The 14,362-nt window shown below is 61.7% G+C and carries 13 protein-coding genes; 5 read left to right on the top strand and 8 right to left on the bottom strand.

Going from position 1 to position 14,362, the window contains the following annotated elements:
• Positions 1-21 precede the first annotated feature (21 nt).
• Together D0Y96_RS13985 and cmk are read left to right on the top strand one after the other, a co-directional pair.
• Positions 22-2,220: a hypothetical protein gene (locus D0Y96_RS13985; RefSeq protein WP_117300878.1), complete on the top strand. Its 2,199-nt coding sequence runs from the start codon at positions 22-24 to the stop codon at positions 2,218-2,220.
• Entirely contained in the window at positions 2,217-2,933 is a 717-nt protein-coding gene (gene cmk / locus D0Y96_RS13980) for a (d)CMP kinase (protein WP_117300876.1), read from the top strand. Before D0Y96_RS13985 ends, cmk begins: the two co-directional genes overlap by 4 nt.
• Here the strand turns inward: cmk and D0Y96_RS13975 are convergent.
• From D0Y96_RS13975 to D0Y96_RS13945, 7 genes are all read right to left on the bottom strand, one after another.
• Positions 2,887-4,446: a DUF4097 family beta strand repeat-containing protein gene (locus tag D0Y96_RS13975; protein WP_117300874.1), complete on the bottom strand. Its 1,560-nt coding sequence runs from the start codon at positions 4,444-4,446 to the stop codon at positions 2,887-2,889. The two genes, cmk and D0Y96_RS13975, sit on opposite strands and share 47 nt — an antisense overlap.
• A gap of 2 nt (positions 4,447-4,448) precedes the next feature.
• Positions 4,449-4,790, bottom strand: coding sequence for a LiaI-LiaF-like domain-containing protein (locus D0Y96_RS13970; protein WP_117300872.1), 342 nt, complete (start codon positions 4,788-4,790; stop codon positions 4,449-4,451).
• Complete coding sequence (locus D0Y96_RS13965) at positions 4,787-5,737, bottom strand: B-box zinc finger protein (protein ID WP_117300869.1); 951 nt, start codon at positions 5,735-5,737, stop codon at positions 4,787-4,789. The genes D0Y96_RS13970 and D0Y96_RS13965 overlap by 4 nt, the downstream gene beginning before the upstream one ends.
• Complete coding sequence (locus D0Y96_RS13960; RefSeq protein WP_117300867.1) at positions 5,734-6,690, bottom strand: anti-sigma factor family protein; 957 nt, start codon at positions 6,688-6,690, stop codon at positions 5,734-5,736. The genes D0Y96_RS13965 and D0Y96_RS13960 overlap by 4 nt, the downstream gene beginning before the upstream one ends.
• Before the next feature lie 2 nt (positions 6,691-6,692).
• Positions 6,693-7,460, bottom strand: coding sequence for an RNA polymerase sigma factor (locus tag D0Y96_RS13955; RefSeq protein ID WP_252263755.1), 768 nt, complete (start codon positions 7,458-7,460; stop codon positions 6,693-6,695).
• A 262-nt stretch (positions 7,461-7,722) separates the two neighbouring features.
• Complete coding sequence (gene glgC / locus D0Y96_RS13950) at positions 7,723-8,982, bottom strand: glucose-1-phosphate adenylyltransferase (RefSeq protein ID WP_117300865.1); 1,260 nt, start codon at positions 8,980-8,982, stop codon at positions 7,723-7,725.
• 128 nt (positions 8,983-9,110) lie between these two features.
• A complete protein-coding gene (locus tag D0Y96_RS13945) occupies positions 9,111-9,401 on the bottom strand; it encodes a hypothetical protein (RefSeq protein ID WP_117300863.1) in 291 nt (96 codons plus the stop codon).
• 163 nt (positions 9,402-9,564) lie between these two features.
• Here D0Y96_RS13945 and D0Y96_RS13940 point away from each other — a divergent pair, with 163 nt between their 5' ends.
• Both D0Y96_RS13940 and D0Y96_RS13935 read left to right on the top strand, forming a co-directional pair.
• A complete protein-coding gene (locus D0Y96_RS13940; protein ID WP_117300860.1) occupies positions 9,565-10,050 on the top strand; it encodes a hypothetical protein in 486 nt (161 codons plus the stop codon).
• A 167-nt stretch (positions 10,051-10,217) separates the two neighbouring features.
• A complete protein-coding gene (locus D0Y96_RS13935) occupies positions 10,218-11,090 on the top strand; it encodes a lipase family protein (protein ID WP_117300858.1) in 873 nt (290 codons plus the stop codon).
• 35 nt (positions 11,091-11,125) lie between these two features.
• Here the strand turns inward: D0Y96_RS13935 and D0Y96_RS13930 are convergent, their stop codons facing one another.
• Entirely contained in the window at positions 11,126-12,538 is a 1,413-nt protein-coding gene (locus D0Y96_RS13930; protein WP_158562391.1) for an alkaline phosphatase family protein, read from the bottom strand.
• Positions 12,539-12,652: 114 nt separating this feature from the next.
• Here D0Y96_RS13930 and D0Y96_RS13925 point away from each other — a divergent pair, with 114 nt between their 5' ends.
• Entirely contained in the window at positions 12,653-14,230 is a 1,578-nt protein-coding gene (locus tag D0Y96_RS13925) for an acyl-CoA mutase large subunit family protein (RefSeq protein ID WP_117300854.1), read from the top strand.
• Positions 14,231-14,362 lie beyond the last annotated feature (132 nt).

Raw genomic sequence — 14,362 nt, 5'->3', positions numbered from 1 at the left:
GCGGGCCTTAAAGAAGGTTTCTTGACAGAAGATCAGCTCAATACGGCGCGCGCTGCGCAGTGGCACCAGAACGCCAGTCCGCTTCTTACCCTCGACGATGCAAAGACATGGCTGGACCTGCAGGGGCTTTGCCTTTTTCTTCCGCGCCGCGTGCAGCTGCCCTCCCCGGCTCCTTCTTTTGTTGAGGCGTGCCTGGGGCAGACAGCGGCCACGCCGCCGCGGCCAGCGATTGAGACGGCAACGGAGCTGATGGTCCGGTTGACGGCGGAGGGCCATCTTGTGCCGCTGAACCTGCTGGGAATGCTTTCGGAACAGCCGGATTTTCTGGTGACTCAGGAGGCTTTGACGTGGGTGGCCGCCATTCGTGGCGAGCGCGACTGGAAGTCGGCTCCGGCGGGACGCACGGCTCCGCTGCTGGTGGAGATATGGAAGCAGCTGGAGCAGAACGGGGCGATGGAGGCCGGTGAGATTCGCACGGCGCTGGGCCGCGAAGTGACGGAAGCGGCTGTGCTGCGAGCGCTGGTGGAGCTGTGGGGCGGGCTGCGGGTGATTCCGCGCTATGAAGCAGGCCGTGCGACGGCGTGGAACCTGCTGAAGGCGGAGTATCCGAAGCAGCTTGCGGCCGGAGCCAATACATCGCAGATTACGGCGCTCTCGGCTCTGATCTCGCTTTATCTGCAGGCGGCCATTGCCGCGACCGGAGAGGAGACTGAGATCTTCCTGTCACCGCTGACGGCGCGCTCGCGGATTCGCGAGGTGGTTCACGGACTGACGGCGACGCGGCAGATCGGCGCGGTGAGCCTGGGCACGCAGACGCTGCTGCATATTGCGGGAGCGCTGCCGGAGTTTGCCGAACCGGAAGCCCAGGAATCGGAAGCGCCTGCCGCTTCCGATTCCGGAACGGCACCGGAGGCCCCCCGGTTGCAGCGCACCTCCTTCGATCGGCGTCCGCCGAGGCCGGTTCGTAAAGAGAAACAGGATGAAGGCTCGGGGTTCCGACCGAAGCGCTTTGCCGCAGGCAGCCGGGAGAGCCGCCCGGGAGGGCCAAAGCGCGAGGGCCGGGCAGGCGGATTCGAACGGCCGGCCTTTGGGAAACGGCCTTATCCCCCTCGCTCACGGGAAGAGGGACAGGAGCGGGAACGTACGCCCTTCCGCAAGCCATTTGACAGACCGCGTCCTTCCGGCGAGGGCGGCGAGGAGCAGGAGCGCAGACCCCTCGGGGAAAAGAAGTTCTTCGGCAACCGGGGCGGTAAACCGGGAGGCCGACCGGCTGGAAAATTCGGGCCGAAGCTTGGGGCAAAGGCTGGCGGCAGACCAGGATCAGGGCCTGGGGCAAAGTTCGGATCGAAGTTTGGCTCCGCATCGGGTGGGAGACCAGACGGCGGCAGACCGCGTCCTCCGCGCGAAGGTGGCGAGGAGCAGGAACGCAGACCTTTTGGCGAGAGGAAACCCTTCGGCGCTCCAACAGGGAAACGCACAGAACGGCCAGGCGGAAGACCGGCGGGTAGATCCGCACCGAAGTTTGGGGCAAAACCGGGCGGGAGACCCGGAGCAAGGCCGGGAGCAAAATTCGGAGCGAAGCCCGGCTTCGCAGCCGGCGGCAAGCGAGACCGTGGATTTGGTGGCGGGACAGGCGAAGACAGGCCGCGCAGCGAGGGCTTCGGTGGAGGGTTCAAACGCCCGGCCGCAGGAAAGCGCTTCGATGGGCCGCGTCCTCCTCGCGCACCTCGCCCGGATCAGGAGGGTGCAGGCAGGCCGTTCGAGCAGAGAAAGTCCTTCGGCCCGCGTCCGGGACGCTCAGGCCCTCCGACGGGAAAGTTTGCAGGCCGGCCCGGTGCGAGGCCGTTTCCTCCGCGCCGCGACGACGGAGACGCAAAATCGCACGAAGGCGGCAGCCGTCCTCCCTCGCGGCGCTCATTTGGGGGCGGAGAAGAGCGCCCGAAGGGCGAAGGCGGTGAGCGGAAATCCTTCGGCGGAGCTCGCGGAGGATTCGGCGGCAAACGCAAACCGTTTGGAGACAGCACGGGAAAGCCGCGCTTTTCCAAATCCGGCACTGGCGGCGCTTCCTCCAGAACCGGCTCCCGGCCTGGCGGCAAACCAGGCAAGCCGGGCGGCTTCGGCAAAAAGAAGTTCTCTCCGGGAGGCAGCAAGCCGTTTCCGAAGTCGGGTCCACGTAAATCCGGACCGCGCAAGCCGCGCCGTGAGGAGCCGGGCGAATGACGGATGGCCGGGGCATCATTATCGCTATTGACGGCCCGGCGGGGGCAGGCAAGAGCACTGTCGCACGGCACCTGGCCCGGCATTTCGGTCTGCTGAATCTGGAGACAGGCGCGATGTACCGCGCCTTCGCGCTCAGAGCCATTGAAGGCGATTTCGATTTTGACGATCCGGTATCGCTTGAAAGGCTGGCCGGGCAAACGAAGATCACCCTCGTGCCGACACTGACGGGAAATCGGGTGCTGCTGGACGGGATCGACGTGACTCAGCGCATCCGCGACAGCGATGTGACGCAGGGCGCGTCACGGGTGAGCGTGCATCCCACGATTCGCGCCTGGATGGTCGATCTGCAGCGGGCGCTGGGGCAAAAGGGCGGCATCGTCATGGAAGGCCGCGATATCGGGACGGTGGTCTTTCCGGATGCGGATCTGAAGTTCTTTCTCGATGCCTCGCCGGAGGCGCGCAGCCAGCGCCGCTATGAGCAGACTCCGGCGGCAGCGGAGAATCGCGGGACCATCAGCCAGGAGCTGCGGGAGCGGGATGAGAGGGATCGCAACCGCGCCCAGTCGCCGCTGCGGCCGGCGCCGGACGCGGTCACGATCGATTCGACCGATTTATCACTCGAAGAGGTTCTGCGCCGGATTGAGTCGATTGTGAAGGCGCGGCTGTCTACTGCTCGGCCGGCTGCGGAGGCATCGTCCCCTTCGGCTCCCTGAGATGCCGGGGAGGTCCAGGAGGCTGCGGCGGCTCGGGAGGTGTGGGCGAAGACATATCCAGCGTGCCCTTTCTGATCTCCAGGCTGCCGTGATCGGTAGTGATCTCTACAGTGGGGCCACCCTGGCCCACCTGCCCCTCAACGGTGCGATGTCCTTCGGAGGTTTCGATCTTCAGCGGGAAGTCCGTCTGCAGATCCTGATCGGAGCTGGTGCTGCCGGTGATGTGGAAGCTGGCGTTGTCCGGAACGGTGAGAGTAACGGCCCCGGTGCGGTTCTGCACCTGAATGTTGCCCATAGGCGCGGCAGCGGTGATGTTGATATCGCCGTTGCTGTCTTCGAGGTGAAGATCGCCGCTCAGACGTGTCATGTCGATGTCCTTGGAGCGGGCCACGACCCGCACGGGGCCGGAGGCCTGGCTGATGCTGAGGTCGCTGCGGTCGAGGGTCATGACGCCGGCGAGATGGGGGATTTCAAGGTCGGTCTGGCTGGAGCGGAAGTGCACGGAGGAGCCGATCTGCTCGAGGTGCACATCGCCGAAGAAATCGCCGTTGATGGCGGTCTGGCCCTTGATGCGGGAGAGTGTGATGTCTTCTCCGTGGCCATCGACAAAGGCCTGACCACCGATATCGTGGGCGGAGAAGTCGCCGTGGCTCATATGCCCGCGCACATCGCCGCCGATGGCGTCGAATTTAATGTCTCCGCGATTGTCCGTGACATCCACACTGCCCTGAAGGCCTTCCATGGTTACATCGCCGTCACTGGCGGTGACCGTGGTGCTGGACTGCGCAGGCACCTCAAGGGTCAGGTCCACGCGGGCGCCGTCCTGGGAGGGAATGGTTACGACCGCGCCCTGCGAGGAGGTTTCAATCTTTGGCTGCACTTCACCAAACATCTTCTGCGCGTCCTTGTCGGAGGAGCTGTGCACCATCTGATGCGCGCGCAGGTGAAGTTTGTTGTCGGCAGATGCCGTGATGGTTACGTCGCCACGCGGATTCTGAATGGTAAGCGCGGATTGCTGCGCGGTGAGCACCTGCTCCATCTGAACGTCGTTGTCGTGCTCTTCTCCCATCCAGGAGAAGGCATCGCTGCCATTGTCAAACTGCCATGCCCAGGGACGGATCAGATGACCGTTGTGTGATGCCCATCCCAGGAAGATCAGCAGGATCACCAGCCAGACGATGCCACCGAAGGAACGGCGGCCTGCGTAAGGGTTGTTGCGGTCGAGAAAATGCTCGACCAGCGCGAGCAGGCCGATCCCGATAAGAAGCAGAGGCCACCAGCGCGCATACCAGCCCCAGAAAACCGCGGCGTGCACATGGCCGGTTTCGAGCAGCAGCGCGATGATGCCGATGGCGAGCAGAATGCACGGTCCGATCAGCGAAGGGCGGCGGTATCCGCGCCAGTAGCGCCAGTACTGCTTCTGCGCCTTCCACTGGGCACGGCGGGCACGCTCATCATTCCGCGCCTGCTGTTTGGCGTCGCGGGGCGAAAAGGGAGGAGGCGAGGCGGCCATGGCTATTTGCTCTCCTCATCCTGCGAGCGCACGATGGCAGTCGACGTGGATGTCCAGGAAGATGGCTGACCGGATGGGCCAGGAGCGGGCGCTGCGGCACTGTAGCCGCCAGGAGGGTACGGGCCGGAAGACGGAGGCCACGGCTGCTGGTACGGATATTGCGGCGGTGGCATCTGCGCGAGAGCAGCACGCTCGGCCAGACTGAGGACGCCCAGCACGATCAGATAGAGCGGCCAGCTGTGAGAGTAGGAAATGACGTGATATTCGTCGAGCAGCGCAGTAATGCCAACAACCACCAGCATGGCCGGCCACTTGATGCGATGCAGGAAGTAGTACTGGTTCACTGCACACCTCCTGAAGGATGATCGTTACTCGGCGGCGGAGGAGGCACTGGCGCCGGAGCCGGCGTATGGCGCATTCTGCGGATGAGCAGCCAGATGCCGATACCGATGATCAGCAGCGGCCAGCCGTGATCGATCCATTCAAAGCTGAAGATGCCGAGGGTATTGAAGAGAAAGAGCATGCCCAGGCCGATCAGGACAATGGCTCCGATGGGCTCGCGCCGTGCCGCTTCGAGCTCCATCTCCGGAGGCCCATAGGCAGCACCTGAAGGACCTGGGCCGGGAGCACCGGGATACGGCGGAGTCCAGGGCTGCTGCTGAGGATTTGTAAATGGGGCCCCGGAGACAGGAATCCAGGACGAAGGCGGTGCTCCAGGAGCCGGACCGGGCGTTCCGCTGACAAACCCCGCGGAAGGCGGCGCGGAGGGCGTCTGCCAGGGCTGCGCGGGAGCAGGAGGCGCCTGATAACCAGGAGCCGAAGGCGCCATGTGCACCCCCATCCGGAAGCTGAGCTCGTTCAGACCGAAGGGGTCGGGCAGAGGCCGTCCGTCACGGCGGGCCTTTGCGGTCTGATTGGCGTCGAAGACCTGATACAGAACCCATGCGGCGACAAAGATTCCGAAGATGCCGTGAGAGCCGCTGATGGCGACCAGCACCACGAAGACCAGCACGTGGACGATGGCCTTGACATACTGGCCGTTGTACATCGCGCCGACTCCGGGAATAAACCCGAGAAGCGTCGCGAGAGCCGGATTGGCACCGGCCGGAGGCATGATGCCTCCGGGGTATCCGGCTGAGGCTCCGGCAGGACCGACACCGAGCCGGGCGGCGAGGCACTGCTCGCACAAGACCACATCGGCGACAGACCGCACACACGCGGAGCACAAGGGCTTGCCGCAGTTCTGGCAGTAGGCGGCGACGGGGATATCAGGATGGTTTGCGCAGTTCATGCCAGGCTCCTTTCAGGGGCCCCGGCAGAGGAATGCTTTCTGCCAGAGCGAGCACCCGCCCGGTCGTATCGAATTACCACCAAAGGCCCGGTTTTCCTTCTGGTTTTTACACTTATTACTTCGCTGCGCTCGCCCATAGTGAGAGAGTGAACGGCTGCCGTCCGGTCATTTGTCCGGATACAGCGCGAGGACTGGGTGGCGGAGTGAAGGCAGGCCAGCTGCAGACCTCCGCGATCGGGCAAAACCGGGGCCGCCTGCCGGGTTTCCGGCATTTTGCCATTGTTGCGGTTCTGCGAGTGGCCGGGCTTGCCGGTATTTTCGTTATCGCTCTTCGGCTGCGGGCTGGCTGCCGGCTGCTCCTGCGCATCATGCCGCAGCTCCCGCACCTTCGATTCCACCTGATAGACGAAGCGGAGATTGTCGTAGTAACGCACGACCGCTTCCTTCGCGCCGTAGAACTGGCGGCTCACCGTACCCTGGATCACGGAAGGCTTCAGATCGGCGAGGCGGATATTCGACAGCTTGACTCCGGAGAGATTCAGAGTCAGCGCGATCGAAAAGAAGGCCATGGCTACGGTCATCAGCAGACGCGTTTCATAAAAGCTTCTGCGCAGAGGAATGGCCACGGCGTGGGAAGCAGCGGGCTGCGGGGCAGCTACAAGCAGCGGGACGCCATCCGCTCCGGTTGTTTTATCCAGAATTTTCGTTACGAGATCTGCGGGAACTTCAGGCGTCGCATGCAGCCAGGAGAGCCATTCGCGGCCCTGCTGTGTGCGCGAGAGCAGCTCGGCGCAGGCCCTGCAGTCCGCGCTGTGAGCCTCAAAAGCGGCCGAATCCTGCGCAGGCAGCAGCCCATCCAGAGCATCGACGAGAAGCGCTTCCCACTCTTCGCAGCGAAGGGTGCGCGGCGTCTTCGATCCGCCCCGGAATTCGGGTTGTTTCTGCTCTTTCACGACTAAACCACCTGCCCTTTATTACGTTCCAGCAGCCGCGCGAGTTCCGCCCGGCCGCGGCTGATGCGCGACTTCACAGTTCCCTCCGGAATATGGAGGACCTGTGCGATCTCTTTGTAGTCCATGTCCTGCAAATCGCGCAGAATAACAGCTTCGCGCAGCTCCGGCGAGATTTTTGTCAGTGCTTCCTGCACCATTTTCTCAATTTCCCGGCGAACGGCGCGATCATGCTGCGTCGGACCGGAGTCGGAGAGCCGGTGCGCCAGAGGCTGCTCGTCAGCCTCCTCCCAGCCTGCATCCATTGAATCGGTCACACGCTGCTGACGGGTGCGGCGGAAGTGATCGACCAGCAGATTGCGGGTCATGGTGGTGATCCATGTCTGGAAGGTGCCCCGGGTCAGATCAAAGCTGGCCAGGTTTCCATAGACTTTGATGAAGACATCCTGGGTGAGGTCTTCGGCGTCCTGAGCGGAGCCGGTAAAGCGATAACAGAGTCCGTAGACGCGGCGATGGTAGGCCTTGACAAGCTCGGTCCAGGCGAAGGAATCACCATCAAGGCAACGCTGCACCAGAATCTGCCATTCAGCGATCTGCCTCTCGCCTTCCAAATGCTTCTCCAGAGCCCGCTCGGGCGCCGGCCCGCGCCCCTGCCACTGTGACGTCTGACCCGGCGCGGCTTTCGGCTTCTGCTCCGGCTCACGGCCAGCAGGCCGCTCCGGGCGAAACCGCATCGCCGTCAGATCCCACGTCATTGTGCCCGCCAGGCTCATGTGCATTCATACGCACATTGCCGCCGAACGGTTCCATACCGGGGTGTCCCGGCTGGCATGGAGAAGATTACAGGAAAGGCAGCGGAAAAGCGGTAAGCGAAGGACCGGTCAGTTAAAATCCGGTCGGCGAAGAGGCGGTCAGCGGGGAATCCTCTGACGGAAGGCTTATATCCTTATCTCCAGACATCACACGCTGACCCGCTTTATCAAATGACCGGACTTTAGCCGACCGTATCCTGGCTGATCGGATCTCACCTTCCCCTCAGTTTCCTGGCTCCTGCAGAAAGTCGGGCGAAACCGGATTTTCATAGAGTGAATAATCGCGGGTGACGACGGTGAGGCCGCTGGGCGTGACGAAATAGTTCCTGCGGTCGTCATTCTGGTCATAACCAATGACCGTGCCTTCGGGCAGATGTACGTCGCGATCGATGATGGCCTTGCGAATGCGGCAGTGACGCCCGATATTGACGTGCGAAAAGACGATGCTCGAATCGACTTCAGAATACGAGTTGACGCGGACATCCTGAGAGAGCACGCTGTTCCGCACGACGGCGCCGGAGACGATGCAGCCGGCGGAGACGATGGAATTGACCGCCATGCCGGTTCGTCCGGGCTCGCCGAAGACAAACTTGGCCGGAGGATACTGACGGACACGGGTCCGGATGGGCCAGCTTTTGTCGTAGAGGTTGAATACCGGAGAGACCGAAGCCACATCCATGTTGGCGTCGTAATAGGCTTCGAGTGTTCCCACGTCGCGCCAGTAAAGGGCCTCTTTGCGGTTTTCGTCGACGAAGTTGTACGCGTAGATTTTGTATTTGCCGAGAATGCCGGGAAGAATGTTGTGGCCGAAGTCGTGCTTCGAGGAAGGGTCCTCGGCATCGCGGATGAGCGCGGGCAGCAGCACGTCGGTATTGAAGAGATAGATGCCCATCGAGGCATCGACCATGCTGGGATTGAAGGGCGAACGCAGATCCGTGGTCTTCGGCTTTTCGAGAAATCCGATGACCTCTCCGTTGCGGGCCACTTCGACGACGCCGAAGCGCGAGACCTCGGACGGATCGATGGGCAGCGTGGCGAGAGTGACGTCCGCGCCGGACTCTTCGTGCTGCTGGAGCATCTTTCCGTAATTCATCTTGTAGATGTGATCGCCGGAAAGGATGAGCACATGCTTCGGCTGCTCGGAGCCGATGGAGTAGATGTTCTGATAGACCGCATCCGCCGTGCCCATGTACCAGTTGGCGCTGACGCGCTGCATGGGCGGCAGGATCTCGATAAACTCACCCAGCTCCTGAGCGACGGCACTGGTCCAGCCTTCGCGGATATGGCGGTTCAGCGACAGCGCCTTGTACTGCGTAAGGATGTACACGCGGCGCAGATCGGAATTGATGCAGTTGGATAACGTGATGTCGATGATGCGGTAATTGCCGCCGAACGGCACAGCAGGCTTGGCGCGATCACGGGTAAGAGGAAAAAGCCGCTCGCCTGCGCCGCCTGCCAACAGTACACCAAGAGTGTCTTTCATCGGGTGATCCGGCCTCTCGCTTCCATTTGCCGGCGGCGTGAATCTTTGTTTCCGGAGCGCCCGCCGGGAACGCCCGATACTACCACAGCTTCCAGATTATGCGTTTATGACAGGCCCACAGGACTTGTTCAGGCTTTTCCCTCATCGCTGGCGACAGAAATGCGCAGCGACTTCAGAAAACTCACATCGTGCTCGCTAAATGTGCCGTCTTCATCCTGTTGTGCATTCGATGGCATTCCAGCGCCGCCCGGTTGCTGCTCCACTTCATTGAGACCGATCGTGGCTTCCAGCATCAGCAGCACTTCAAACCCCTGTTTTTTTATGTCGGCAACGACACCAGCTATCTGTTCCGACTCCGATACCGTCTCGTGGATCGCTTCTCCAAGTTGCTGGACGAGCCTGCGTAGTTTTTGATTCAAATGTGACCTCGATTCCCCTGCGCCCGACCGCGGCGCAGAAGCCCGCTGAACCCTACCTTAACTTTGGATGTTGCCGGTCTGCAAACCGAACCTTCGTATCCGGAGAAACTTTCTTTCCATCCGGCCCGGACATGCCGTACCGGGAATGCCGTAAACTTTTTTCATGGAGCCGAAGCGTGTCGGCCGGGTGCTGGGTGCGGGAACGCGCATTGCGGCCAATATGCTGCGCGAGCGAGCGCTGCAGCCTTCTTCCGGCATAAAAAATGGCCACCCCGATCCCCGGGCATATACACAGCAGGAGTTCGAGCCCCGAATGTCCGGACAGGTCCGGGTCAACGGACAGGAAAAGATACGCTCGACCAGGCAGGCAGCGGCGCGGGGCGCACGGCAGTTCGGCCGCGCATTGTGGAATCCGTTCGCACATGCCACCGGCGTGCTGTGGCTTGAAGTTACCGGCCTTTTTTTCGGCCTGTTCACGATTTATTTCATCGGCAACGGCTGGAAGTTCCATCATGACGCCGTGGCCGGGCCCGATCACCGCAAGTTTCTGCTTTATGCGGTCTGCGCGGTGATCTTCTTCTATTTCACCGTCAGCTCTTTTGCACGGGCGAGAAGAAAAAGCCGGACGGGCCACCGTCGGGCAAAATAAATCCTTCCTTCTTTCCCTGGAGCTACCCGCAATACTTTCCGGAAATTTACTTGCAACAGGCTGCCTGCCGGGCACACTATTCTGCAGAAATCGACTAACTCGGTGCGGACCGGACTCCACGCTCCGGTGCTCTTCCCCCACTCAGGCCCGTTCCGAACGAGGTGAATATGGCCGCTCCAGCGTTCGATAAGAATTTTGTGCTCAACACCATGTATCCGGCAGCGAATGCTGCTTACCTGGTCATGAGCGTCCCTGCTCCTCCGCTCGCCCTTCCGGAGGGCTACGTCATGGTGGACACGATTAAAGCCGATGCCAGTAAAGGCGCTCAGGCGATGGCGCAGGCACAGGCGGACCAGCAGCGGATTGCGAATGCCGCGGTATCGGAGAGCAGCATCTTCGGGCTGATTGCCTGGAACGATCCGCTGAAGTCCGTCATCGTCGCGATCCGGGGAACGAAGACGATCTGGGAGTGGCTGGGAGATTTCGATGCCGCGCCGCTGCCGTATCTGCCCGAGCCCGGCGCAGGTCTCGCTCATATGGGATTTCAGATCGTCTACGAGCAGATCCGCGACAGCATTCTGCAACTGCTTGCCGCGGCTCCCTGCACGGGCGCGCAGCAGATCTTCGTCACCGGGCACAGCCTGGGAGGCGCGCTCGCCGTGCTGGCCGCCTTCGATATCGTGCGGCACTCCGGACTGAAGCCGACGCCACAGATGATCACCTTTGCCGGTCCGCGGACCACTGACCCGGTCTTTGCGAGGACCTTCAACCAGTGGGTTCCGGGCAGCTTCCGCATCGTGAACTTCATGGACGCGGTTCCTCAGGTGCCGCTGCCGCCGCCCTATGAGCACGTGGGCACGGAGATCCTGGTGCATGGCGGCTTTAAGCCGCTCGATATTACCTATGCGCATCATCTGACGACGTATCTGGCAGGTCTGCAGAAGTATCAGCCGCCGGTGACGGCACAGGCTCCTGCTCCCGCTCCGGTGGATATCACGGCGACCGTGACGCGCGTGCCCACTGCTACCCCTGCGCCTTAAGCTCAGGGCAGCGAGTACGGGCGGAGTACGGCGGCTTATTGCGGGGGCGCTGCAGGAGTGGATGGTGGAAGCTGCGCGCCCCGGGAGTTCAGATAGAGGCGCAGTCTTTCGGCGGCCACCGGTCCGTGGTTCGCGACATCTTCAACAGCGGAAAGAAGGCGCTCTCCAACCTGCTGCAGAAAGTTCTGCCTGTCAGGACCGGGCACCTTTTCGCCGGCCATCTTTGATTCGAGGTATCTGCTGTACGACACGAGCGCCTGCTGATGCTCGCTCAGACCGGTTGGCTTCGGATCTTCAGGCACCTGCACCACGCTGAGCGCCTGCGTGGTTTGATCGCGCGGAGCGGATCGCCAGACCAGCTCATCGGCAAAGCTCTTTGCGGCGGCAGTGCGGGCACCGAGCGGTCCCAGACCCCACTTTTGCGTGAGGTACTGCAGAAGGCTGGTGTGGTCGTACACACCATGAAGAACGCCGTGATCCAGAAGCGGGGACACCAGCACGGCGGGCACGCGCAATCCATAAAGATCAAAGGCGAAATGCTCCGGCGTCTGATGACTGTCCGGTGGAACGGCGGTTTTTCTGAAGGCGGGATCGCGCGGGTCGATGTGGTCGTAAAAGCCGCCGTGCTCGTCGTAAAGGATGACCAGCAGCGAGCTGCTCCACAGCTTTTCGTTTTTGCGAATTGCGTTGTAGACACTTGCTATCAGGGCATCTCCGCGACGTATGTCGCTGACGGGGTGCTGATCATTTTCGCCGGGCCAGAAAAACTTCGGCTCGATGAATGTGTACTGAGGAAAGTTCGCTTCGTCTTCACAATCCAGATAGAACGAAGGCATGTAACGGTAGTTCAGAGCGTAGAGCTCCTGACGGATCATCAGCGTTGTCTGCGAAAAATCGTGAAAGTAAATGCGCCAGCTCTTATTTGCCTCCGAAAGACGCTCGAAGACGGTTGGCTGGTTATACAGATGAACGGCGGGATCGAAGTGAGCGAGGCTCGGCATGTCGATGTGCCCCAGGGAGGTTCCGCTGTTCAGGAAAAAGCGGTTCGGCCAGGTGGGACCAGGAACCGAGGAGAACCAGCGGTCGCAGGTGACGAACTCTCGGGCGAGCGCTCCAAGCGAAGGCAGGAGGGAGCTGTCGTAATAAGCCATGACTTCGCCGGCGTTGCCCTTCGGATTGTTGCGAAGGAATGCATTGACGAAGCCGGAACAGGGCTGCCCGGTTCCCTGAATCTGCGTAATAACGTCGTCATAGTCATGAGGCGGATCGAAATCCATGCGCGGCTGCGTGGAGAGGTTCTGCAAAACCGGCTGTCCGGTAATCGAATCCGGATTGGAATGCAGTGCCTGCGGGTTTACCCCGTCTACGTCAGGGGTAAGGCCGACCATGCGGTCGAAAGACTGGTTCTCCAGCATCAGGACGATCACGTGTTCAATGGGATCAGGCATGAATTTTCCTTTCCGCGCACCGGGGGAGATCATCATGCACTGAATCTGACACGATGACAAGGTTGTTTCCCGGTGCACCGGAACGCCGGCGTCCCGCTACAATAAGCAGTTCTCATGCCTGCCGACGACAACATCCCGAAGCATGTGTATACGGCGGAAGATCTGGACGCGGCCGGCTTCGATGCGGAGCGGGATCTCGGCTATCCGGGAGAGTATCCGTTCACGCGCGGCATTCAGCCCACGATGTACCGGGGCCGGCTGTGGACGATGCGGCAGTACGCAGGGATGGGAGACGCGGAGGAGAGCAACCGCCGCTATAAGTTTCTGCTGGCAAGCGGAACGGCGGGATTGTCGGTCGCCTTCGATCTGCCGACACAGATTGGCTACGACTCCGACGATGCGATGGCGCTGGGCGAGGTGGGCAGGGTGGGTGTCGCGATCGATTCGATCGAGGACATGGAGCGCCTGTTCGACGGCATCGCCCTCGACCACATCTCGACCTCGATGACGATAAACGCGACGGCGAGTATTCTGCTCGCGCTCTATATCGCTGTGGCGAAGCGGGCGGGAGCCGATGTGAGCAGGCTCTCCGGGACGGTGCAGAACGACATCCTGAAAGAGTACATTGCGCGCGGAACGTATATCTTTCCCATTCGGCACGCGATGCGCATCGTCACCGATATGTTCGCGTGGGCGAGCGAGCAGGTGCCGGAGTGGAACACGATCTCCATCTCCGGTTACCACATGCGCGAGGCGGGATCGACGGCGGCGCAGGAAGTAGCCTTTACCCTGGCCAACGGCATGACCTATGTGCAGGCGGCGCTCGATGCGGGGCTCGATCTGGACCGCTTTGCACCGCGGCTGTCGTTCTTTTTCAACGCCCACAATCACTTTCTGGAAGAGGTTGCCAAGTTCCGCTGCGCACGGCGCGTGTGGGCGCGCCGGATGCGCGAGGGTTTCGGCGCGAAAAATCCGCGCTCGTGGATGCTTCGCTTTCACGCGCAGACAGCGGGCTCGACGCTGACTGCGCAGCAGCCGGAGAACAATATTGTGCGCACGGCGGTGCAGGCGATGGCGGCGGTGCTGGGCGGCACGCAGTCGCTGCATACGAACGGGTACGACGAGGCACTGGCGCTGCCGACAGAGGAGGCGGCGCGAATCGCTCTGCGCACGCAGCAGATGATTGCATGCGAAAGCGGCGTGGCGCAGACCGTTGACCCGCTGGCGGGGTCGTACTGCATTGAGGCGATGACGATGCAGATGGAACGGCAGGTGCAGGATTATTTCGACCGCATCGAGGCGATGGGCGGCATGCTGCGCGCCATTGAACGCGGATGGGTGCAGCAGGAGATTCAGAACGCGGCCTATGCATATCAGCAGGCCATCGACTCGGGCGAGGCCGTGGTGGTGGGCGTGAACCGCTTCAGCCGGGAAGAAGAGCCGCCGGTTCCGATCCAGAGAATTGACGAGACGCTGGAGCGGCGGCAGGTGGAGCGCGTGCGGGCTCTGCGCCAGCGGCGCGACGCCGGGCGCTGGCAATCCGCACTGGACCGGGTCAGGGAGCATGCTCGCAACGGCGGTAATCTGATGCCGTCGATCCTTGAGGCGGCAGAGAGCTGTGCGACCGTCGGCGAGATCACTTCGACATTGCGGAGTGTCTTCGGCGAGTACCAGGAATCGATAACGCTGTGAGAATCGGTAATGCTGTAAGCGACTGACGGGTTTTCCGAATATGTGGACGGTATGATCCGGCCATTTTTCCGATGAAAATCGAGCGCTGTCTTTCCCCGGCTGAGACGCGGTCTCGCGACAGATTCTGACACG

The sequence above is a fragment of the Paracidobacterium acidisoli genome, from assembly GCF_003428625.2.
Taxonomy (GTDB): Bacteria; Acidobacteriota; Terriglobia; order Terriglobales; family Acidobacteriaceae; genus Paracidobacterium; species Paracidobacterium acidisoli.
Note: the sequence above shows the minus strand (reverse complement) of the source record. Positions and strands in the feature narration are given on the sequence as shown.